Below are 21,286 nucleotides of genomic sequence, written 5' to 3' on the forward strand. Positions count from 1 at the left end.
GTGGCCGCTTACCGATAGTTCGCCAGGATGGCGTCGAGCTCTCCATTCTCACGCATACGCGTAAGTTCCGCATTGAAATCTTTGACGAAAGAGTGGTTCTCTTTGCGTAGCATTATCCGGAAGCCATAGGAATTCAGGCTTCCGGAAGATACCGTAAAATGTTCCCGCAACCCTTCGTTTCTCAGTATCCATTTACCCACGAGTACATCGGCCACAGCGGCGTCAAAACGATCGCCGTGGAGCAAAAAGTTAAACATGTCCTTTTCCCCTGGAACGTCAAAACGCTTTATGGCGCCGGATTCGAAATATGGCTCAAGTTCGGGGTACAGATATCCCAGCGGCGCGACGACCGTTTTGGAAAAAAGGTCCTCCGGTGAATGGTACGTTTCGCCTTTGTGTTTGGGTGTAAAGAACACTTCCTGAATATGGACCACGGGATCGGTAAAAAGAAAGTTTTTTGGCTCGTGCGTCCATTCTATGGCCCGTGGTGTGCCATCTATGTAGCCATCCAGCAACATCTGGTCGACACGTTTACGGGGAATTTTTCTCGCGACAGTTTCGTACCCTATGCGTTCGGAAATCAGCGATACCACATCCCACATTATCCCCGAAGGCGCTTCCTGATCCACAATCATGTAGGGCGGGTAGCCATTGGGTGAGATATTGAAGTGGAAAATTTTTCGGGCGCTTTCGCCAGCTGCGCTGGTGCTCAGCAGAAAGGAAAAGAGGAAAAAGGCGGAGGCAAAACGTCTTGAGTAGGTTTTAGGCTCTGGATAATCTGAATGCTTCATCAAGAGGGGCTCTCTGCGGGCTGCGGGCAATGTTGTCAGTGAACGAACTGACCCGGCTATATCCCTGCCAGAAACACGGTTGATGTTACCCGATTGCCCGACAATTTCAATGTTAAGAGCGTAACCTGTGGTTGTTCAGGTACAGAGCCCGGCTTGCCGCCGAGCCCTGTTTCGAGGGGTAGACAGATCAGGCCCAGGCGCGTTGCAGCACGGCGCGGGCATCCTTGAGTGTCACTTCTTTCGGGTTGAACATGATGGAGCCATCGTCGAGCGCCATTTCCGCGATATGATCCAGTTGATCCTCGGTCACTTTGCCTGTTTCTTTCAGTGTTCGGGGCAGCTGGCAACGTTTGTACAGGGCATCCCGCAACTTGCGCAGCGCCGAAATGCTGGCTTCTGCACGGCGGCTGGCTGGCGTGTCCGCATATACCTCCGGCCCTTCCAGATACAACAACAACTCGCCTAGTGGCTGGCGGATGGTCTCCAGGTTGTACTCGAGCACGTAAGGCAGATACAGGCTCATGCACAGGCCATGGGGCAGATGGCAGATGGCGCCAGTAGCGTGGCCAAGGGAGTGCACCAGCCCAACCATGGAGTTGGAGAAGGCAATGCCGGCCATGGTGGATGCCTGGGCCAGTTCGAGCCTGCCGTCGCTATCTTTTGGGTTATCCATAACCTGCAAGAGCGACTGGCTTACTTTCTTGATGGCTGCTGTAGCGTAGGCATCGCTCAGCGGGTTCTTTGCCATGCAGGTGAAGGACTCGACCGAATGAGTCATGGCATCCATGGCTGTTGCCGCAGTAATGTGAGGTGGCAACGTCATCGTCATACGCGGGTCGATAATCGCCGCGTTGGGCAGCAGGAACGATGAAGTGAAGGGTAGTTTTACGCCTTTTGTCTCATCTGTAATCACCGCAATCGAGGTAACTTCCGAACCGGTTCCTGCTGTGGTAGGCACAACAAAAAACGGCTTGAGCGGATGCTTGATTACACCGGCGCCTGAGTATTTTGCGATGTCTGTGCCGCCCTCGGAAACCAGAATGTTGACTGCTTTACCTGTGTCGATAGCGGAGCCACCACCAATCGCAATGATGGAGTCACATTTTTCCTTGCGATAAACGGCAGCAATGTCACGAACTACAGTGGTTGAGGAGTCTGGTGGCACATCATCATAAATGCAGACGATGTCCAGATTGCTTTCTTCGCAGGCTGCAATCACGGGGTCCAGCAGGCCGGCGGCACGAACGCCCTTGTCAGTCACAATCATCGGTCGCTTGGCACCCAATCCGCTCAGCTCGTAGGGGATATGCTCAAGGGCGGCTTTGCCGGCAATAACCTTTACCGGGCAGAAGAACTCATAGTAAGTGTTGGTCATTATGCTCTCGCTGACTGGACAAAGTGGGTGGCAACCTTCAGGTAGATCCGGGCGGCACTGGTCAGTTTTTCCGGCAGGTGAAGATCTACCGGGTATTCTTTTACAGCGCGCTTGGCAATGATCTTGGGAAGAATGAAAGACTCAAGTCTATTGAGCACGCGGGTCATACGCACCGCGTAGCTCACATCTCCGTCTACCAGCATGCGATCATGGGCAAATGCGACCGACGTCTTTTCCTGGAACGATAGCACCAGAAAGGCGTGAGTAAGGTGTTTGAACTTGATCGATACGTCTACAGGCCGGGGAGCGGTGTCGCCGTGGTAGTGGAAGCGGCCTTCACCCATGTGTTCCACGATCAGCTTTGAGCCATCGGGCATCACCATCATTTCAAACAGGAAGCCTTCAGGAAGCGCTTTCGCTTCTGTCTGCACCACGCTATCAACCTCACTGACAGCTTGAAGAGCTCGTCCCATAACCTGGAACATCAGCTCCACATACAAGCGCTTTGCCTGCGAAGCCATAGGCTGGATACGTTTCGTTAACATGTCCTTCACCTGAATTTGATTGTTATGAGCTGATTTTTAGAGTTATTGCTCTAGAAGTCAATGTTCCTGATGCCGGCAGCACAATAAACGCCGCTTTACTGGGTAAGGGCGGCCAGCTTGCGACGCGCTTCCTCTGCTATTTCGCCGCTGGATTCCGCGGCTTTGCTGTAGTAGGCGATAGCTTCATCGCGGTTGTTGTCCTCCACTGCAATATCGCCCAGGCGTAAAAACGCAATGGACGTAGGCACAACCTGATTGGCCTGGATCAGGTTCTCCCGTGCCTTGTCCAGATTATTGAGTTTGAGCGCGCTCAAACCGTTGTGTAGCCGGTACGCAAACATTTCGGGATACAGCGAAACCGCTTTGTCGAAATCGGCTGAGGCTTTGTCATGATTGTTTTGTTCCTGGTAGATACGACCACGCAGGGAGAAAAACATGGCTTCCCTTGGTAACAGATCAATCGCTTCATTGACCTTTTTGAGGGCTGCATCCATGTCGCCATCAGAAGCCAGTTTCATGGCCTCGTCGTGGGCGTCGTAGGCCGGTTGGAGCTGGCGGAGGGTTGCGGTTTTCTTCTGGTAGACGTCAGCGCCCCGATAGCCTCCGCCGCCGATCTTGCTCACCAGCTCACTGTTCTCCTGAACACGTCGGGCGGAGGGTGGGTGCGTGGCGAACAGACCATCAACAAAGCTCGTGTTCTGGCCCTGGGAGAGTTCGAGAAAGATTTCCTGCAACTCCACTGCGGCTTGTGGGTCGTAGCCGGCTTCTTTCATATAACGAATGCCGTAATGATCCGACTCCAGTTCATCACCCTGGCTGTATTGCGCCAATGCCAATTGTGCCCCCATCGCAGCTCCTCCCATAAGCAGTCCAGCCCACTCATTATCGGAAAGTGCAAACCCTAAACCGGCAACACCGACACTGATCAGCATGCTTTGTTGCATGCGCTGAATACTGTGGCTTGCTGCTGCGTGAACAATTTCGTGGCCAAGCACGGAAGCCAGTTGAGCTTCATCATCAAACTTGGTCAGCAGCCCACGGTTGATGGCAATCTTGCCCCCGGGTAGGGCCCATGCGTTAGGCACGCTGCTGTTCAGCACTACAAATTCGTAGGGCAGGTCGGGGCGATCGCTGACCCGCGCCAGCTTCTGACCAACCTCACTCACGTAAAGCGTAAGCTCAGGATCAATGTAGAATTGCCCGCCCTGAGTCTGCTGAGTGGGCGTATACTGCTCGGCGCCGATGGCGAGCTCCTGGCTCTCTCCAATCAGAGAAAGTTGCCTCTCGCCGGTTACCGGGTTTACAGAACAACCCGTAAGCAGCAGCATAAGCGTTATGACTGGAATACAGCGATGCAAGGCAGTGTTTTTCACTCTCGACTCCTGTGATTGAATTCCTGAAAGCTATAATTACACGGCTGCTGCCGGCTTTAAACACCGGCACTCCGGAACCAACACCCGAACTACAGGCTTGTTCCGAATGGACAATCAAATCCGAACCGACCGGGTTACCCGGTTCATCGAAACACTCAACCAGGCCAAAGAGCTTGGCTTGTCGGTTACCGAAACCACCGACTGCAGCCTGACCCTGTGCCTGCCATACAACGACCGGATCATCGGCAACCCGGACACCGGCGTAATTCATGGCGGCGCTATAACAACGTTGATGGACACCACATCCGGCTCGGTCCTCCTCTGCGCCCTCGACGTGTTCGAACTTTGCCCCACGCTGGACCTGCGGGTTGATTACATGCGTCCGGCCGAACCACACAAGCCCGTGTATGCCCGCGCGGAAGTCTACAAAATTACCCGCAACATCATCTTTACCCGTTGTGAAGCCTATCAGGAAGGCGGCGAAACCGTTGCAAATTGCGTTGGAACCTTCATGCGCATCGGCCCTGACGCACTGCCAAAAGCCTACCGCGAAAAAATCACCGGAGGCCCGGTATGACAGATCCGGAAATCTTGCGCTATACCCGTGAAAGCGGTGACTTTTCCAAATTGATCACCAGCATTCCCTATGCAACCTTTATTGGCTTGCAGTGCAGCCAGTTTGGCGACGACCTGATATTCCGTCTACCTGCCAAAGACCAGAATCTCGGCAACCCGGTGCTGCCCGCCATTCACGGCGGCGTCATCGGTGGCTTTATGGAGCTTTCGGCGGCGATATACCTGATGCTGGCTCAGGAAACCATTCGCATGCCCCGTATTGTCAATTTCTCCCTCGACTATCTCCGCGCAGGCCTCGACCGCGAGACCTACGCCGAGTGCCAGTTAACCCGCCAGGGAAATCGCGTCGCCAACGTAATGATCACCGCCTGGCAGCAATCCCGTTCCAAGCCGATTTCCACTGCACGAGCGCACTTCCTGCTGGAAGACTGACTGAGTTGGCATGCAGGGCTTGAAATGCCTCGGTAAGCCCCCACTTTTCCAGCATGACTAATTCCGAAGTCGGATGACGCGGGAGCTCCTTCGCTCACGCGTCCCCCCACATGTTCCATGCAGGAGAGACAAATAAAATGACTGTTGAATCGCAGAAAGAAACTCTGGGTTTTCAGACCGAAGTTAAGCAACTACTTCAACTGATGATTCATTCGCTGTACTCAAACAAAGAAATCTTCCTTCGTGAGCTAATTTCAAACGCCTCCGATGCCGAAGATAAATTGCGATTTGCCGCACTCAAAGATGACGGCCTTTACGAAGGCGACTCCGACCTGCAAATTCGCCTCGAGTTCGACAAAGAAGCCAATACTATCACTTTGGCCGACAACGGCATCGGCATGACCCGTGAGGATGTTGTCCAGAATCTGGGTACCATCGCGCGTTCCGGCACTGCAGAGTTTCTTCAGCAGCTTTCCGGCGACGAAAAGAAAGACAGCAAGCTGATTGGTCAGTTTGGTGTAGGTTTCTACTCTGCTTTTATTGTTGCCGACAAGGTTGATGTATTCACTCGCCGTGCAGGCGCGCCGGTAGAAGAGGGCGTGCACTGGCAATCAGCAGGTGACGGCGAATTTACCATTGAGCAGGTCGCTCGCGAAAAGCGCGGCACAGAGATTGTTATTCACCTGAAGCCGGATGCCACAGAATTTGCCGATGGCTTCCGCCTGCGCAACCTGGTGAAAAAGTATTCCGATCACATCTCCTTCCCGGTGGTCATGAAATCCGAGCCCACCGAAGAGGGTGAAGAGGTAAAAGACGAAACCGTTAACGATGCAACCGCACTGTGGACTCTGCCCCGTACCGAGATCAAAGACGAGGAATACAAAGAGTTCTACAAGCACATAGCGCATGATTTTGAAGACCCGCTGACCTGGTCTCACAACAAGGTTGAAGGCAAGCTCGACTACACCAGCCTGCTGTATATTCCGGCTCGCGCGCCATTTGATATGTATAACCGCGAGGCACCTCGCGGGCTGAAGCTCTATGTGCAGCGTGTGTTTATCATGGACGACGCTGAGCAGTTTTTGCCGCTGTACCTGCGTTTCGCGAAGGGCGTGGTGGATTCCAACGATCTGTCGCTGAACGTTTCCCGAGAGATCCTGCAGAACGACGCCACGGTAGACAGCATCCGTACCGCGCTTACCAAGCGAGTACTGGATATGCTTGCAAAACTGTCCAAGAAAGATTCTGACGAGTACCAGAAATTCTGGGGTGAGTTTGGCACTGTGCTGAAGGAAGGTCCTGCCGAGGATTTCAGTAACCGCGAGAAGATCGCCGGCCTGCTGCGTTTCGCTTCCACCCATACAGGTGACAGCACCCAGAACGTATCTCTTGACCAGTACATCGAGCGGATGAAAGAAGGTCAGAACAAGATCTACTACATCACGGCTGATAACTTCATGGCCGCCAAGAGCAGCCCGCACCTGGAAGTATTCCGCAAGAAAGGTATTGAAGTACTGATCCTCTCCGATCGTATCGACGAGTGGATGATGGGCTATCTGACCGAATATGATGGCAAATCCCTACAGGATGTTGCCCGCGGTGATCTCGACCTTGGTGAAGTAGAAACTGAGGAAGACAAGAAGCACAAGGAAGAAGCTGCCGAGGAACATAAAGATCTTCTGGAGCGCATCAAAACAGCACTTACCGACCGGGTTCAGGAAGTGCGGGTAACCAATCGCCTGACTGATTCACCGGCGTGCCTGGTAACCGGCGACTTTGATATGGGCGCCCAGATGAAGAAGATCATGGAAGCGGCGGGCCAGAAAGTTCCTGACAGCAAACCGATCTTTGAAATCAATGTGGATCACCCATTGGTTCAGCGCCTTGAAAGCGAGAAGGGCGACGAGCGCTTCGGCGAGCTTTCTGCTGTTCTGCTGGACCAGGCCACACTGGCCAGCGGCGAACAGCTGCAAGACCCGGGTGCTTACGTAACCCGCCTGAACCGTCTGTTGCTGGAATTGGCTAACTAAGCCTTATGCACCAGATTATTGTGGACATAAGCATCAGCCCTGATGAGTGGATAAAGCTCTATCAGGGCGTTGCTACCGATGTTCACACCCGAGCCCGGGACGGACGCTCTGTTCGTTTCCCGGCTCGTATTCTCTCCAGATTTTATCTCCAGGACGGTGTGCGGGGCAGCTTCCGTATTCTGTTCGACGATTCCGGCAAGTTCTCCTCCATCGAAAGATTCTGATTCATTCCGCTTTTCTGTCGCGCTGATCGATAAACAAAAACTTTCACATTCGTACTTTTAATTAATTGTTTCTCTTGTTATCTGAAGGGTTAACCTGAGTCCGTGGTACTAAAGCAGGAAACGGGACGATGCAGGCACTGAACCCAATGATCTCCCCGAAATGGAAAGACACTTTCGTTGTTCTGGCTGACTACTGGGAGAATTATGCGATTGCACATTGAAGAGAAGTAGGGCCTTCTCCGTGAAGGGGTAGGGGCAGGCAAACAGTTGTAATACCGAAAGTAGCAGAGATTTGAAGCAGCACTTGGGCAGTCAGTAGCTATGATTACCTTAGTGGCGAAGACGAATATTTTAATGATGGATAAATCAGGAGAATACCATGTCGCAAAACAATACTGGTGGTAAATGCCCCGTGATGCACGGAGCTAACTCTACTGAAAACCGTAACGTCATGAATTGGTGGCCAGAAGGGCTCAACCTCGACATCCTGCACCAGCATGACCGCAAGACCAATCCGCTGGGCGAAGACTTTGATTACCGCGAAGAAGTCAAAACCCTCGATTTTGACGCCATCAAAAAAGACCTCCACGCATTGATGACAGACAGCCAGGACTGGTGGCCGGCAGACTGGGGTCACTATGGTGGCCTGATGATCCGTATGGCCTGGCACTCCGCAGGCACTTATCGCATTGCGGATGGCCGTGGGGGCGGCGGTACTGGTAACCAACGTTTTGCGCCCATCAGTTCGTGGCCGGATAACGTCAGCCTGGACAAGGCCCGTCGCCTACTGTGGCCCATCAAGAAAAGGTACGGCAACAAGATCAGCTGGGCCGATCTTATAATCCTGGCGGGTACGGTTGCCTATGAGTCCATGGGTCTGCCTTCTTTCGGCTTTTCCTTTGGCCGCGAAGATATCTGGCACCCTGAAAAAGATATCTACTGGGGCGCTGAGAAGGAGTGGCTGGCACCCTCGGATGAGCGTTACGAAGACGTTGATAAACCAGACACCATGGAAAACCCGCTCGCAGCCGTACAGATGGGCTTGATCTATGTAAACCCAGAAGGCGTGAACGGCAAGCCGGATCCGCTCAAGACAGGTGAGCAGGTACGAGTGACCTTTGCCCGCATGGCAATGGATGATGAAGAAACTGCAGCTCTTACCGCTGGTGGACACACCGTTGGCAAATGCCATGGTAATGGTGATGCCGGCGCGCTTGGCGCAGAGCCTGAAGCGGGTGGTGTGGAAGAGCAGGGTATGGGCTGGAGCAACCCCAATATGAAGGGTAAAGCCAGCAATGCGGTGACTTCGGGTATTGAAGGTGCCTGGACCACGCACCCGACCACCTTTGATATGGGTTATTTCGATCTGCTGTTTGGCTATGAGTGGGAGCTGAAAAAGAGTCCGGCGGGCGCCTGGCAATGGGAGCCCATCGACATGAAGGAAGAGGACAAGCCGGTTGACGCCAGCGACCCTTCCGTTCGCCACAACCCGATCATGACCGACGCAGATATGGCCATGAAGGTGGACCCCAAGTACCGGGCCATCTGTGAAAAGTTCATGGCGGACCCAGAATACTTCAAGGACTGCTTCGCCCGCGCCTGGTTCAAGCTGACGCACCGTGATCTTGGGCCCAAAGCTCGCTACATCGGACCGGAAGTGCCGGCCGAAGAGCTGATCTGGCAAGATCCGGTTCCTGCTGGCCGCACCGACTACTGCGAAGAAGTCGTTAAGGAAAAGATTGCTGAAAGTGGTCTTAGCATCGGTGAGATGGTCAGCACGGCCTGGGATAGCGCGCGGACCTACCGTGGTTCGGACATGCGTGGTGGTGCCAACGGTGCGCGTATTCGTCTGGCTCCCCAGAAAGATTGGGAAGGCAACGAGCCCGCCCGGCTGGCAAAGGTGCTCAAGGTATATGAGCAGATTTCAGCCGACACCGGCGCTAGCATAGCCGATGTGATTGTGCTGGCAGGCAGCGTAGGCATCGAGAAGGCTGCGAAAGCTGCCGGTTATTACCTTCGCGTACCATTCCTGAAAGGCCGCGGCGATGCCACGGACGAGATGACGGACGCGGATTCTTTCGAGCCGCTGGAACCTGTTGCAGATGCTTTCCGCAACTGGCTGAAGAAAGATTACGTGGTGAAGGCAGAAGAGCTATTGTTGGACCGTGCTCAGCTGATGGGCCTGACAGCACCGGAAATGACCGTTCTCATTGGCGGTATGCGCATGCTTGGAACCAATTACGATGGAACCAAGCACGGAATCTGGAGCGACCGTGAAGGCCAGCTGACGAATGACTTTTTCGTTAACCTGACTGACATGGGTAATAGCTGGAAGCCTGTGGGCAACAACCTCTATGAGATTCGTGATCGCAAAACCGATCAGCTCAAGTGGAGCGCTAGCCGTGTGGACCTGGTGTTCGGTTCGAACTCCATCCTGCGCTCATACGCTGAGGTGTACGCCCAGGATGATAACCAGGAGAAGTTTGTTAAAGACTTCATATCTGCCTGGACCAAAGTCATGAACGCAGACCGTTTCGACGTACAGCAGTAAGTCGAAAGCAACAGGCCGGGCACTTCTCTAGTGGAGTGTCCGGCTATCAACTTTCCTTTATATTCCTTACAATCCCCTCCGCCTGATTTTTGATCAGCAGCATTCTCATTCTGTCTTTCCGCTTCTGGAGTTTACATGCGAATCATCCTTGCCCCGATGGAAGGGCTGGTCGACGCACCTATCCGTGAAACCCTGACTAAAGTCGGCGGTATCGACCGGTGTGTTACCGAGTTTATTCGCGTGACTCACGGCATGCTGCCGCCCCGGATTTTCTACAAGTATGCGCCCGAGCTTCATAATCAGTCACTCACTCAGGTAGGTACGCCAGTGGCCGTTCAACTCCTGGGTTCCGATCCGCAACAGATGGGTCAGCATGGCCTTAAAGCTGCAGAGTTGGGCGCTACCCAGGTGGATATCAATTTCGGTTGCCCGGCGAAAACAGTGAACAAGCATAAAGGTGGCTGTGTGCTGATGCGTGAACCCGAGTTGATGCATGAGATTGCGGCTGCCGTGCGTAAGGCCGTTCCCGCAGGTGTGCCAGTAACGGCAAAAATGCGCCTCGGGTATGACGATCGCTCCATGGGCGTTGCCTGTGCTCAGGCGTTGGAAGCAGCCGGGGCACAGGAAATCGTTATTCACGCCCGCAGCAAGGTAGATGGCTACAAGCCACCAGCCTACTGGGAGGAAATTGCCAGAGTTCGGCAGGCGGTGTCGGCTCATGTTATTGCCAACGGCGAGATCTGGACTGTAGCGGACTACTGGCGCTGCCGGGAAGTGTCTGGTTGTGATGATGTGATGATCGGCCGGGGCCTGATTGCCCGGCCGGATCTGGCTCGCAAGATCAAGGCGAGCCAAGAGGGCATTGAAATTCCGGATATGACCTGGCCCGAAGCAGTAGTTCTGGTTCGGGAGTATGCGGAAGTACTGCAAGGCTGGCTTGAAGACAAGTACGTCACCGGCCGTATCAAGCAATGGATGAACTTTCTGCGACAGGGCTTTCCAGAAGCTGAAGCAATCTGGAAGGACGCCCGTAAAATCCGCGAAGTAGCACCAATGCTCGACTGCCTTGAGCAAAAGCTGCCGCTATCCCGCAGTGCAGAGTGCGCCGCCTGAAGCTTTCTGTTTTCGACCTTTTATTCCTTGTCCTTCCTGATTGCGAACTACACTGGTACAGAGCTGCCATGTGTTCGTAAATACTGTGGTCCGTAAAAAAAACCACGAAGGAGGGATCTTTAATGACCAAAAAAATGAAATCCGGGGCCTTCAAAGGGCTCCTGAGTGGAGTTTGTCTGTCGCTGGGGCTCGTGACCGGTGCAGGCGCAGCAGAAGGTGATGTAAAGGTTACGCCGCTGGGAAGCCATGATGGCGAATTCTGCCCCCTGGACCGAGCCATGGTGTTTGAAGACCCAAATGGCACCCGTATCCTTTACGATGCCGGCCGTACCGTAGCTGGCCCGGATGACCCCCGCCTTGGCAAAATTGACGTGGTGCTGGTGTCGCATATGCACGGTGATCACCTGGGTGACCGACGCATCAAGGAAACCAATGCCGGGACTTGCGGTGGCCCTGAATTCCCCGTGGTTACTTTGCCGCAATCGAACACCGTGGACATTGCCCTGAAGAAAAATTCAAAAATCGTGACGGGCAGTGAAATGCCGGCGTTTTTTGCCGCCAAGCTGAAGGCGGCAGGCGGTGATGCTGCCAATTCCATGCTGGTGCGCTTTGGCGCAGAGGTGAACGTTGGTGGTGTTGCCATCACGACCGTTCCGGCCGTTCACAGTAATGGGGTTTCACCATCCTTCCTCACTGGTCCGCTGGCGGAATATCTGCAAGCCGCAGGCGTTGGTGCGAGTGTTGGGCCGCCTACCGGCTACGTGCTGACTTTCTCAAATGGCCTGGTGGTCTACCTTTCTGGCGATACCGGTATTACGGCTGAGCAAAAACTGGTGGTGAACGATCACTACGGAGCTGAGCTGGTGGTTATGAACATTGGTGATACCTACACGACCGGGCCAAAAGAGGCCGCTTATGTGATCAATGATCTGATTGATCCAAAAGCCGTTATCGCCTCTCATGCCAATGAGCCAGCTACATCAGGCGGCGAGGTGAAGCAGGGCACAAAAACTGCCTTGTTCAGGGATCTGGTTAAAGTGCCTATGCACGTTCCCTTGAGTGGGCGCACCATCGCCTTCAACGGCGACGGTGGCTGTACGACCGGATGTAACTGAGATCAGCTTTCCATATCGGCCTTGTAGCTTCCGGAGCAGGCTGCGCCGTTGAGCCTGGCCCGTTCAAGCATGGCATGCTGGACAGCGTTTGCGTTGTCCAGTTTTCCTGCCCAGGCTTTCTGGGCGGGTTCCTGCAGGGCCCGGCCATAGGAAAAGCTGAGGTTCCAGGGTTGTTGGCCACCGCTGTTCATGGCGTTCAGGTTGCGAGTGGCTTCTTCGGGGGTCTGGCCTCCGGAAAGAAAGTTAATGCCGGGCACGGCTGCCGGAACAACTCGCCGAAAAACCTGCAGAGTGGCTTCAGCTACTTCTTCCGGAGAAGCTTTCGCGCAGTCGCTGCCCGGCGTTACCATACTGGGCTTGAGAATCATGGCTTCCAGTTGCACACGGTGCCGGCGAAGGGCATTGAAAACCTCCGCAATCACCACTTCGTTCACTTCTGCAGAACGCTCGATAGAGTGATTCCCGTTAATCAGCACCTCCGGCTCTACAATCGGCACAATGCCAATGGATTGGCAGAGCGCTGCATAGCGGGCCAGCATCTCAGCGTTAGCCTCCATCGCCTGGCGTGAGGGCAGGGTGTCAGAGATGTTGTACACAGCGCGCCATTTGGCAAAACGGGCACCCTGGCTTTTGTAAATCTCCAGCCGGTCGTCGAGGCCGTCCAGCCCGTAGGTTATTTCGTCCCCCGGCGCATTAACCAGCGGCTTTTTCCCTTTATCGACCTTGATACCCGGAACAATGCCCTGGCTTTCCAGTAGCTTGGGGATTGGCACATTATCCAGGCTGTTCTGGCCAAGAGTTTCCTCAAAAAGAATCACGCCACTGATAAAGTCGCCAAGCCCAGGTGGGGTGAAGATCAGGCTGCGATATTCACGGCGCAGGTCTTCGGTAGACTCAACACCAACCGCTTTGAAACGCTTTGCGATGGTAGGATGACTTTCGTCCGCAGCAAGAATTCCCTTGCCTGGCTGCACAAGGCGTTGAATCGTGGAATGAAGTTCGTTCTGAATACTCATGCTCACTCCTGTGTCATGATAAGTGTTGTGGTCTTTTACAGCTCTCTCTTCTTTCATCAGTGTAGCCCGTTCATTGGCTGCGGGCGCTGCGATTCCGGTCATAATTTGACCTGAGCTAAGGCAATTTTTCAGATAATGCCATACGCTGATTCTAACTAAGGCACGATAAGAACAAGGACTTGGTATGAAGACAGTTATTAGCGTAAGTCAGGGCTCATCCGAATACGATTACGATCTCGAAACAGAGTTTTTGGGGCAGAGTTTCCGGGTTATTCGTGCGGGTACCGATGGCGACCTCTCCCGCGCCGTATCCTTGCTGAAAACTTACCATGACCGGGCAGATGCCTTTGGCCTCAGCATGGTATCCGATCACTACAAGATCGGTTCGGTGCAGCTGGAGCATCCGGACACGGCCAGGCTTGAAGCCTGTATTCCAGACAAGCCGATAACCAGCGGTTCAGGTTTGCGGGGCATTCTTCAGGAGTGGGCAGTGCGCCATACCCAGTCGGAATTGGGTCACTTCTTTGATAATGCCCGGGTAGTCTTCATGAACGGGCAGGCCGGTTACCGTGTAGCAAAAGCTCTCTCCGAGCATACCGAAAACCTTTTTTTTGCCGATCCTTATATGGATTTCGGTGTACCACGCCTGCTGACGTCGCTGAAACAGCTTGAGACCTACAGTTCGCTGACGGCCCCGATTATGTTCCGCCCATCAGCAGTGAAGATGGTCGAAACCGTGCTTCGAACGCCGCTGTATCGTCTTGGCGAAGGGTTGATCAAGGGGTCGCTGCACCAGGCGGTGAAAGATGCCCATGTGATTGTTTCCCACTTGGGCGACCTGGAGAATTTCACCGATAAGGAACTGGACGGTAAAACCATCATTACGTCCCGTGTATCGGAAACGGCTATGGAGTGGCTGCGCACACGCAAGGTGGCGATGGTCGTTGATTACAGCCCCTGGCTGGAAGGCCGCCCCGTGGGCGTTAATGTGATGGAAGCGATGATCAGTGCGGCGCTTTCCCGTGCCCCAGAACAACTGGGTGCAGATGATTATCTTAATGTTATTCAAAGCCTGGGCATTGAACCCCGGATTCTCTACCCGAATGGCTATCGCCGGATAAACCGGTTTGCCTTCGTGATCCATCCGCTCTCACAACAGTACCTCACCAAGACACGGCCGCTGGATTGGGTTGCCGATGTGTCACCCCCAATGGTGATGAATCTGGTAGAAAAGGCCATCGCTTATTCTCCGCCGTTTATCTATTCAAAAGTCACTGGCATAAAATCGCCTACAGGAGACGAAGTAGAGGGCTGGTTGATTACCGTCGGCGGCACGCCTAAAGAAATAATGGCTCACGATCCTGAATTTACGTACAGCCGGTTGCTGGCTGCAGCCAATCTCGCGAAAAAGTTGGGCGCTCAGATAATGGGCCTGGGTGCCTTTACCAAAGTGGTGGGAGATGCCGGTATCACCGTAGCCAAACGGGCACCGCTACCCATTACCACCGGCAACAGTTACAGTGCTTCTGGTGCACTCTGGGCCGCGAAGGATGCCGTGCAAAATATCGGCAGGGCCAAGATTGGCGAAAATGGAAAAATGGCAGGCAAGGCCATGGTTGTGGGGGCAACGGGCGCAATTGGCTCAGTCTGCGCAAGGTTGCTGGCCAAAGCGGTGGACGAGATCTATCTGGCGGCACCTGAGCCCGCCAAGCTGCTGGCTCTGAAAGAAAGCATAGAACAGGAAACCCCGGGCGCCATCGTGCATGTGGCAGGTTCTGCCGACCGGGATATCGAAGACATGGACATGATAGTGACAGCCACCTCTGGTGCCGGGAAACGAATCCTGGATATCACCAGGGTAAAGCCTGGTTGTGTGATCACTGACGTGGCCCGTCCCCTGGATATATCGGCAGAAGATGTAGCCAAACGCCCCGACGTATTGGTGATTGAATCCGGAGAGGTTCAATTGCCGGGCGACGTGTATATGAAAAACATCGGCCTGCCTGAAGGCGTTGCCTATGCCTGCCTGGCGGAAACAATCGTGCTGGCACTGGAAGGCCGATTCGAGAACTTCACACTGGGGCGCAACATTGAGTGGGGCAAAGTTCGGGATATCTACAAGCTGGGCCTGAAACACGGAATGACGCTCGCGGCGATATCCGGCGTGAACGGCGTGTTCAGTGAAGAAGATTTCGAACGCGTCAGAGTGCTGGCGGCCAAAAGCGATGCTGGTGAGACTGTCGAGTAATAGCCAGCCAAAAGGTTGTGTCCGTTAAAGGAGCCAGAATGCTGACAAAAACAAATCCGCCCCGCCGTGGCGGAAAATGGCCTGCGATTATCGCCTGGCTTGGTGTGATCCTTCTGATCACTGCGGGCGTGTTGATGGCCGTTGCGGGGCCAGCCTACAGGGCTGAGCTGATAGAGTTAGGTACGTCATTCACCTGGTTGCGCCAAGGTGCCCAGCTGGCAGCAGGTGCGGCCGTGTTGGGGCTGATAACTCTGGTGCTTGCACTTGTTCTTCGCCGCTGGCGCCCGGCACTCGTGGGAGCTCTCGTCTGCATAGTCGTTGGCGCCATGATCGCCATGCCCATGCAGATGAAACAGCGTGCGCAGAGCGTGCCGCCCATCCACGACATCACAACGGATACCAACAACCCACCCGCCTTCATATTGCTGGCTGCCGCCCGTGAGGAAGCGCCCAATGCAGTGGATTATCCGGGAGCGGAAACCGCACGCCAGCAACAGGCTGCCTATCCGCAGTTAAAGGCGATGACCCTCAGCATGCCCATGGCCAGCGTTATGGAAGCTGCAAGATCGATTATTCAGGCGCGGGGCTGGGAAATTGCCGGAACCACCGCTAACACCATTGAAGCCACCGCGACCACCCGTTGGTTCGGTTTCAAAGACGACGTGGTAATCCGCATGGCTGAAACAGAAACCGGTGTGCAGGTAGACATGCGTTCCGCATCAAGAGTAGGTAAGAGCGACCTTGGCGCCAACGCCGAGAGAGTTCAGGCTTTCCTTGAGGATTTGGCGAAGCGATGACATCGCCGCTGCGCCTGCGTTATCAAACCATTGAGTTCGGCGACGTGGACATCCACGTTTGCACCCTGCGTGATAATCAGCAGTTCGATGACCCAAACGACATAGCTCTCAAACTGGGCATTTCGTCTGCAACCTGGCCGATTTTTGGCGTGATCTGGCCTTCAAGCCTGGTACTTGCGCATTACATCGCTTGCCATGAAACCAAGGGCAAGAGAATTCTTGAAATTGGTTGTGGGATGGCGCTGTCCAGCCTGTTGCTGAACCAACGCAATGACGATATCACTGCAACCGATTACCACCCTGAAGTGGGCGTTTTTCTCGAGCGAAACACGCAGCTTAACCATGGAAAAGCCATAGGTTACCAGCGCATTGGCTGGGCGGATGAGGCCAGTGATCTCGGCTTGTTTGACATCATTATTGGCAGTGACCTGCTATACGAAGACGCGCATATAAACCTCTTGGCCGACTTCATTCACAAGCACTCCAACAGGGCCTGTGAAGTGATTCTGGTTGATCCGGGAAGAGGTCGTAAAAATAAATTCTGCCGGCGAATGGAAACCCATGGGTACAGCTTTTCACAAGAGAAACCAGAGCATACCGATTATCTGGAACAGCCTTTCAAGGGACACATCCTAAGGTTTTGGCGGGACGGTAACTAAAACCCGCCAAAGCCCCTCTATTAGCAGCAGATTATGAGTCGCCCTGGCTCGAACGCTCCATGAACTGTTCTGTTGCCTGCATGGCCTCAATACCGTAGACCATAGACGGCCCGCCTCCCATGAGAATCGCTACGGATACGGTTTCGGCGATCTCTTCCCTGGTGGCGCCGGCCGTCAAGGCATCGTGTACGTGGAATGAGATACAGCCGTCGCAGCGCACCGTGATGGCGATCCCCAGCGCGATCAACTCTTTGGTTTTGCTGTCCAGGGCACCGTCTGCGATGCTCGCCTTATGCAGAGCGCCAAAGCCTTCCATTACGTCCGGAATGGCGGCACCAAGTTTGCCCATCCAGGTATTCAGTTCTTCAAAGTGTGCGGGAAAGTTCTTCATATCAGTCTCCTGTGTAAGAGACTTTTAATCATAGATCAAAATCCGCCTAGTTTTTCTTCTCAAGCGCTTCCTTGAGACCTGCAAAGGGGTTGTAGGTCGCTGCTTCCCGTTTTTTCGCGGAGCTACCTCCGTAGCGCACAAAATCCTCAAACTTGTTATGTTCTTCGTCGTGGCAATACACGCACAACAACTCCCAGTTGCTGCCATCGGCGGGGTTGTTGTCGTGGTCGTGATCAACATGATGCACTGTGAGCTCCCGCAAATTGACGCGAGTGAACTCACGGGCGCATCGCCCGCACACCCAGGGATACATTTTCAGAGCCCGCTCGCGGTAACCAGCTTCGCGTTTCGCGATGTAATCACGTTGCTCAGCCAGTAGCCTGTCCACCTTGCTGGGGTTCTGGCTCATGTTGAATCTCCTCAATCAATTGAAAGTCTACACCAGCGCACCATTAACGATGGCCCGCAATTCCTGACGAATCGGGTAACTTGAGGAGGGAATAAGTTGGGTCATGAAGATCACCACCAGTTCTTCCACAGGATCAATAAAAAAGTTGGTACTCGCCAGGCCACCCCAGCCGTACTCGCCGACCGATCCGTTGGCCTGTGATTTGGCAACGTCAGTCTTTACCGAAAAGCCCAGACCAAAACCGCTGCCGGCATAAGGTGTCTCGCTGAACGCGCCTACAGAGAGACCGGGTAAATCCTGATTGCCGGGGAGGTGGTTACTGCGCATGAACTCCAGAGTTTTGCGACCAATAATCCGTTGCCCCAGAAACTCCCCGCCCTGGCAAAGAGCCTGGGCAAAACGGAAATAGTCATCAATGGTAGAGACCAGCCCTCCGCCGCCCGACAGAAACTTCCCCTGGCGCCGGAAAGGCGAGGTTTCCGGGTCATCCTGTAGCTTGAAGTGATCGCCGGCCTGATATTGGTAGCAGGCGGCAAAGCGCTCAAGCTGATCATCACGAACGTGGAAGCCTGTATCCACCATGCCAAGAGGCGCAAAGATATGTTCTTGCAGGTATTCATCAAAGGGCTGGCCAGACAGCAACTCCACGAGATACCCCAGCACATCCGTGCTGACTGAGTAATTCCAGGCGGTACCTGGTGAGAATTCCAGTGGCAACTCCCCCAGCTGATTGATCAGTGATTCCAATGTCAGGTTCCGGCTGCCGTCCAGCCGCAATTTGCGGTAGGCAGCGTCAACGTTGGTACGGTTCATAAAGCCGTAGGTTAAACCTGACATATGCGTGAACAGGTCGCGAATGGTCATGGAGCTGGTTGCTGGTGTGGTCAGAAAATCCGGATAGACACCACTTTTGTACACCCGCAGGCCTTTCCAGGATGGAATGTATTTGTGTACCGGATCATCCAGCAGAAACCGGCCCTGTTCGTAGAGCTGCATCATGGCGATAGACGTGATCGGCTTGGTCATGGAATAGATGCGAAACACTGTATCCCGGCAGACGGGTTTGTTGCGCTCCACATCCATCAGCCCCTGGGCTTTTACATAGGCAATTTCGCCATGCCTGGCTACCAGCGTAAGCGCACCGGGTAACTTCCCGGGCTGAATGTAACGACGGTCCAGGTGGCCTTCAATATTGAGAAGCTGGTTTGGGTTAAGGCCGGCAACCTGTGTAAGTTCCGTCATAGAGAAGGCACCTTATTGTCTCGTTTTTGAAATCAATCATATCGCTGATCAGGCATAACAACATGCTCTGTCAGCAAGGACGTTAGCATGTTCCAGTGGCAGAGGAGATGTTGTAGAGCCGAATTATTTGCTATGTTGTGAAGCAGGATAGGATTAAATGCAAATCCAACGTGTTAGCGGGAGAGACTGAATCGCACGGTTGTGTGATCGGCGCCGAAGGAGCAACTGCCCCGGAAACTCTCAGGCAAACGGACCGCTAACATGAAGACTTTCCGAAGAGCTGTCGGCGACTGCGTTAGTCGGCACACCGAAGGAGCAAGCGGCTGTTTTGTAAAACAGCGCGTGAATCTCTCAGGTCCCGTGACGGAAGGGGTGATTTCTACGGCTCTACGTAGAAGTGAACTCTGGACGCTCTTTGGAGATTGCTATGAAGCGAATTGCAGTTATTGGCGGCGGTATTACCGGTATCACGACCGCGTATACGCTGGCCAAGCGTGGCCTGGATGTCACCGTTTATGAAAGGCACCGTTATGCGGCGATGGAAACCTCTTTCGCCAACGGTGGCCAGCTGTCGGCTTCCAATGCTGAAGTCTGGAACAACTGGCAGACCATCGCCAAGGGCATCAAGTGGATGTTTCACAATGACGCCCCGTTGCTGGTTAATCCCAAGCCGTCCTGGCACAAACTGAGCTGGTTTGCCGAATTCTGCGCCGCCATGCCCAAATACGAAGAGAACACCACTGAAACTACGCGCCTGGCCATTGCTGCCCGTGAATATCTGTTTGAGTGGGCGAAAGAAGAAGGTATCGATTTCGACCTCAAGAAGCAGGGCATTCTGCACATCTATCGCGACAAAGCCGGTTTCGACCACGCAGCGAATGTCTCGAAACTCCTTGCCGCTGGCGGCCTTGAGCGCCGGGCCGTTACTCCAGAGGAGATGCGTGCAATCGAGCCCACCCTTGCCGGCACCTATTACGGTGGATTTTTCACCGAAAGTGATTCAACCGGCGATATCCACAAATTCACCAACGGTTTGGCAGAGGCCATCCTGCGCCTTGGCGTGAAGACCTGCTACGGCCATACGGTGACTGAACTCAGCGCAGATCAATCCCATGCCTGGGTAACCTCCTACGACGACGAACAGCAAACCCGCGAAACATACGATGGCGTGGTGATTTGTGCCGGCGTTGGTAGCCGGGCGCTGGCGGCAAAGCTGGGCGACCGCGTTAACATTTATCCGGTGAAGGGCTATTCCATTACCGTTGAGCTGGACGATGAAGTCTCACAAAAAGCGGCACCGACCGTCAGTCTGCTGGATGATGCCACTAAGCTCGTAACCAGCCGGCTGGGTGATACCCGTTTCCGGATCGCGGGTACCGCAGAGTTCAATGGTTACAACCGCAATATCCGGGATGACCGTATTCGACCTCTTACCCGCTGGGTAGAACAATGCTTTCCAGGCGTTTGTACACGGCGGGTTGTGCCCTGGGCCGGGTTGCGCCCCATGCTGCCTGACATGATGCCGAGAGTAGGGCCGGGCAGCCTTCCCACGGTGTTCTACAACACGGGCCATGGTCACCTGGGCTGGACACTGTCTGCGATTACCGCAGAGAAGCTTGCAGATGCCGTTGAAACAGCATCGGCAGGCGCTACCGTAAGCCTTGCACGTTAGTTTCCGGTTATAGCCATCGCCATGCCTCGCAATGCGGGGCAAGCGATCTGGCTATTCGGGTAGCGTATCTAACGCCTCGATCTGTTTATCATGGTACCTGGACAGGATTATCAGCGCCGATATAGCACCAATCAATGCACAAGCCATATCCGACTGTGTATCCCAGATATAGCCCTGGGTCCCCAAAAAGGCATGCGCACCCTCGCCGGATAACAGGGCGACCCACCATTCGATTAGTTCGTAAAACGCGCTGAAAGCCAGCGCAACACAGATTACAAACAGGCTTAGCCACCAACGCCCGTTCACCACGTGTTTTCTGATCAGAACTTCTCTGGCAATCATTGCTGGCACAAATCCCTGGAATAAATGGCCCAGCTTGTCATAGTTGTTCCTCTCGGCCCCGAAAAGCCCGTCAAAGAAAGGAACTTCCGCATAAGTGTAGTGGCCGCCAATCATCAGCACGATGCAATGGGCAAGGATGAGAATGTACAGGAGGGAGGTAAGCCTGAAGCTACGGTAGGTCAAAGCCAGAAGGATGGCGCCGGCAACTGCGGGAAAAACCTCCAGCATCCACGTAATCTGATCATTCGGGTTTATCCCTGACCAGGTCAAAACGGCCAGGAAAAGGCCAATCCATAGATATTTGATGGTGCTTCTCCTTGAGAGTGATCCAAACCCACCGTCCTGGACTATCATAGTTCTCAAATCATAGTTCTTATATCAGAGC

Annotated in this window: 20 protein-coding genes and 1 riboswitch; of the genes, 11 read left to right on the forward strand and 9 right to left on the reverse strand. The window is 54.0% G+C overall.

The genetic code is table 11. The annotated features are described in order from the left end of the window. Nucleotides 1-8 precede the first annotated feature (8 nt). The 4 genes from Q4501_RS07650 to Q4501_RS07665 all read right to left on the reverse strand — a co-directional run bounded on the left by Q4501_RS07650 (nucleotide 9) and on the right by Q4501_RS07665 (nucleotide 4,039). Complete coding sequence (locus Q4501_RS07650; protein WP_303595591.1) at nucleotides 9-791, reverse strand: ABC transporter substrate-binding protein; 783 nt, start codon at nucleotides 789-791, stop codon at nucleotides 9-11. Between the two features lie 187 nt (nucleotides 792-978). After that, entirely contained in the window at nucleotides 979-2,166 is a 1,188-nt protein-coding gene (locus Q4501_RS07655) for an iron-containing alcohol dehydrogenase (RefSeq protein WP_303595593.1), read from the reverse strand. After that, a complete protein-coding gene (locus Q4501_RS07660) occupies nucleotides 2,166-2,711 on the reverse strand; it encodes a hypothetical protein (protein ID WP_303595595.1) in 546 nt (181 codons plus the stop codon). The genes Q4501_RS07655 and Q4501_RS07660 overlap by 1 nt, the downstream gene beginning before the upstream one ends. 95 nt (nucleotides 2,712-2,806) lie before the next feature. Beyond that, nucleotides 2,807-4,039 (reverse strand): M48 family metalloprotease, encoded by a 1,233-nt coding sequence (locus Q4501_RS07665; RefSeq protein WP_303596183.1) that lies wholly within the window; start codon nucleotides 4,037-4,039, stop codon nucleotides 2,807-2,809. 151 nt (nucleotides 4,040-4,190) lie between these two features. Between Q4501_RS07665 and Q4501_RS07670 the strand changes: the two genes are divergently transcribed. From Q4501_RS07670 to Q4501_RS07700, 7 genes are all read left to right on the forward strand, one after another. After that, nucleotides 4,191-4,661, forward strand: a complete 471-nt coding sequence (locus tag Q4501_RS07670) for a PaaI family thioesterase (RefSeq protein ID WP_303595596.1) — start codon at nucleotides 4,191-4,193, stop codon at nucleotides 4,659-4,661. Next, nucleotides 4,658-5,092 carry a PaaI family thioesterase gene (locus Q4501_RS07675; protein ID WP_303595598.1) on the forward strand — a complete coding sequence of 145 codons (435 nt, stop codon included), beginning with the start codon at nucleotides 4,658-4,660 and terminating at the stop codon, nucleotides 5,090-5,092. The genes Q4501_RS07670 and Q4501_RS07675 overlap by 4 nt, the downstream gene beginning before the upstream one ends. A gap of 137 nt (nucleotides 5,093-5,229) precedes the next feature. Continuing rightward, nucleotides 5,230-7,122 carry a molecular chaperone HtpG gene (htpG, locus tag Q4501_RS07680; protein WP_303595599.1) on the forward strand — a complete coding sequence of 631 codons (1,893 nt, stop codon included), beginning with the start codon at nucleotides 5,230-5,232 and terminating at the stop codon, nucleotides 7,120-7,122. Between the two features lie 5 nt (nucleotides 7,123-7,127). Further along, nucleotides 7,128-7,346 (forward strand): DUF2835 domain-containing protein, encoded by a 219-nt coding sequence (locus tag Q4501_RS07685; RefSeq protein WP_303595600.1) that lies wholly within the window; start codon nucleotides 7,128-7,130, stop codon nucleotides 7,344-7,346. Nucleotides 7,347-7,725: 379 nt separating this feature from the next. Further along, nucleotides 7,726-9,897 (forward strand): catalase/peroxidase HPI, encoded by a 2,172-nt coding sequence (katG, locus tag Q4501_RS07690; protein WP_303595602.1) that lies wholly within the window; start codon nucleotides 7,726-7,728, stop codon nucleotides 9,895-9,897. Between the two features lie 135 nt (nucleotides 9,898-10,032). Continuing rightward, on the forward strand, nucleotides 10,033-11,010 hold the full coding sequence (locus Q4501_RS07695; protein WP_303595603.1) for a tRNA-dihydrouridine synthase: 978 nt from the start codon (nucleotides 10,033-10,035) through the stop codon (nucleotides 11,008-11,010). 122 nt (nucleotides 11,011-11,132) lie between these two features. Then, on the forward strand, nucleotides 11,133-12,125 hold the full coding sequence (locus Q4501_RS07700) for an MBL fold metallo-hydrolase (protein ID WP_303595605.1): 993 nt from the start codon (nucleotides 11,133-11,135) through the stop codon (nucleotides 12,123-12,125). A 2-nt stretch (nucleotides 12,126-12,127) separates the two neighbouring features. On the opposite strand, the gene Q4501_RS07705 is transcribed toward Q4501_RS07700, so the two are convergent. Continuing rightward, nucleotides 12,128-13,141, reverse strand: a complete 1,014-nt coding sequence (locus Q4501_RS07705) for a class I fructose-bisphosphate aldolase (RefSeq protein ID WP_303596184.1) — start codon at nucleotides 13,139-13,141, stop codon at nucleotides 12,128-12,130. A 184-nt stretch (nucleotides 13,142-13,325) separates the two neighbouring features. On the opposite strand from Q4501_RS07705, the gene Q4501_RS07710 reads away from it, so the two are divergent. The 3 genes from Q4501_RS07710 to Q4501_RS07720 are packed head-to-tail and all read left to right on the forward strand — an operon-like array spanning nucleotide 13,326 to nucleotide 16,845. Continuing rightward, nucleotides 13,326-15,389 (forward strand): dehydrogenase, encoded by a 2,064-nt coding sequence (locus tag Q4501_RS07710; RefSeq protein ID WP_303595607.1) that lies wholly within the window; start codon nucleotides 13,326-13,328, stop codon nucleotides 15,387-15,389. A 38-nt stretch (nucleotides 15,390-15,427) separates the two neighbouring features. Next, on the forward strand, nucleotides 15,428-16,186 hold the full coding sequence (locus tag Q4501_RS07715) for a DUF1499 domain-containing protein (protein ID WP_303595609.1): 759 nt from the start codon (nucleotides 15,428-15,430) through the stop codon (nucleotides 16,184-16,186). Then, the gene (locus Q4501_RS07720; protein ID WP_303595611.1) at nucleotides 16,183-16,845 is read left to right on the forward strand and encodes a methyltransferase; all 663 of its coding nucleotides are present in this window, start codon (nucleotides 16,183-16,185) and stop codon (nucleotides 16,843-16,845) included. Before Q4501_RS07715 ends, Q4501_RS07720 begins: the two co-directional genes overlap by 4 nt. A 31-nt stretch (nucleotides 16,846-16,876) precedes the next feature. Here the strand turns inward: Q4501_RS07720 and Q4501_RS07725 are convergent, their stop codons facing one another. The 3 genes from Q4501_RS07725 to Q4501_RS07735 are packed head-to-tail and all read right to left on the reverse strand — an operon-like array spanning nucleotide 16,877 to nucleotide 18,887. After that, nucleotides 16,877-17,236, reverse strand: a complete 360-nt coding sequence (locus Q4501_RS07725) for a carboxymuconolactone decarboxylase family protein (RefSeq protein WP_303595613.1) — start codon at nucleotides 17,234-17,236, stop codon at nucleotides 16,877-16,879. Between the two features lie 46 nt (nucleotides 17,237-17,282). Next, nucleotides 17,283-17,645 (reverse strand): YajD family HNH nuclease, encoded by a 363-nt coding sequence (locus tag Q4501_RS07730; RefSeq protein WP_303595615.1) that lies wholly within the window; start codon nucleotides 17,643-17,645, stop codon nucleotides 17,283-17,285. Nucleotides 17,646-17,672: 27 nt separating this feature from the next. Continuing rightward, nucleotides 17,673-18,887, reverse strand: coding sequence for a serine hydrolase (locus tag Q4501_RS07735; protein WP_303595616.1), 1,215 nt, complete (start codon nucleotides 18,885-18,887; stop codon nucleotides 17,673-17,675). A 167-nt stretch (nucleotides 18,888-19,054) separates the two neighbouring features. Further along, nucleotides 19,055-19,153, forward strand: a riboswitch (glycine riboswitch). A 161-nt stretch (nucleotides 19,154-19,314) separates the two neighbouring features. Between Q4501_RS07735 and Q4501_RS07740 the strand changes: the two genes are divergently transcribed. After that, nucleotides 19,315-20,559, forward strand: a complete 1,245-nt coding sequence (locus Q4501_RS07740) for a D-amino acid dehydrogenase (RefSeq protein WP_303595617.1) — start codon at nucleotides 19,315-19,317, stop codon at nucleotides 20,557-20,559. Nucleotides 20,560-20,610: 51 nt separating this feature from the next. Here Q4501_RS07740 and Q4501_RS07745 read toward each other — a convergent pair whose 3' ends face one another. Further along, nucleotides 20,611-21,129 (reverse strand): DUF2238 domain-containing protein, encoded by a 519-nt coding sequence (locus Q4501_RS07745; RefSeq protein WP_303595618.1) that lies wholly within the window; start codon nucleotides 21,127-21,129, stop codon nucleotides 20,611-20,613. Nucleotides 21,130-21,286 lie beyond the last annotated feature (157 nt).

Source organism: Marinobacter sp. 2_MG-2023 (assembly GCF_030546935.1).
GTDB lineage: Bacteria > Pseudomonadota > Gammaproteobacteria > Pseudomonadales > Oleiphilaceae > Marinobacter.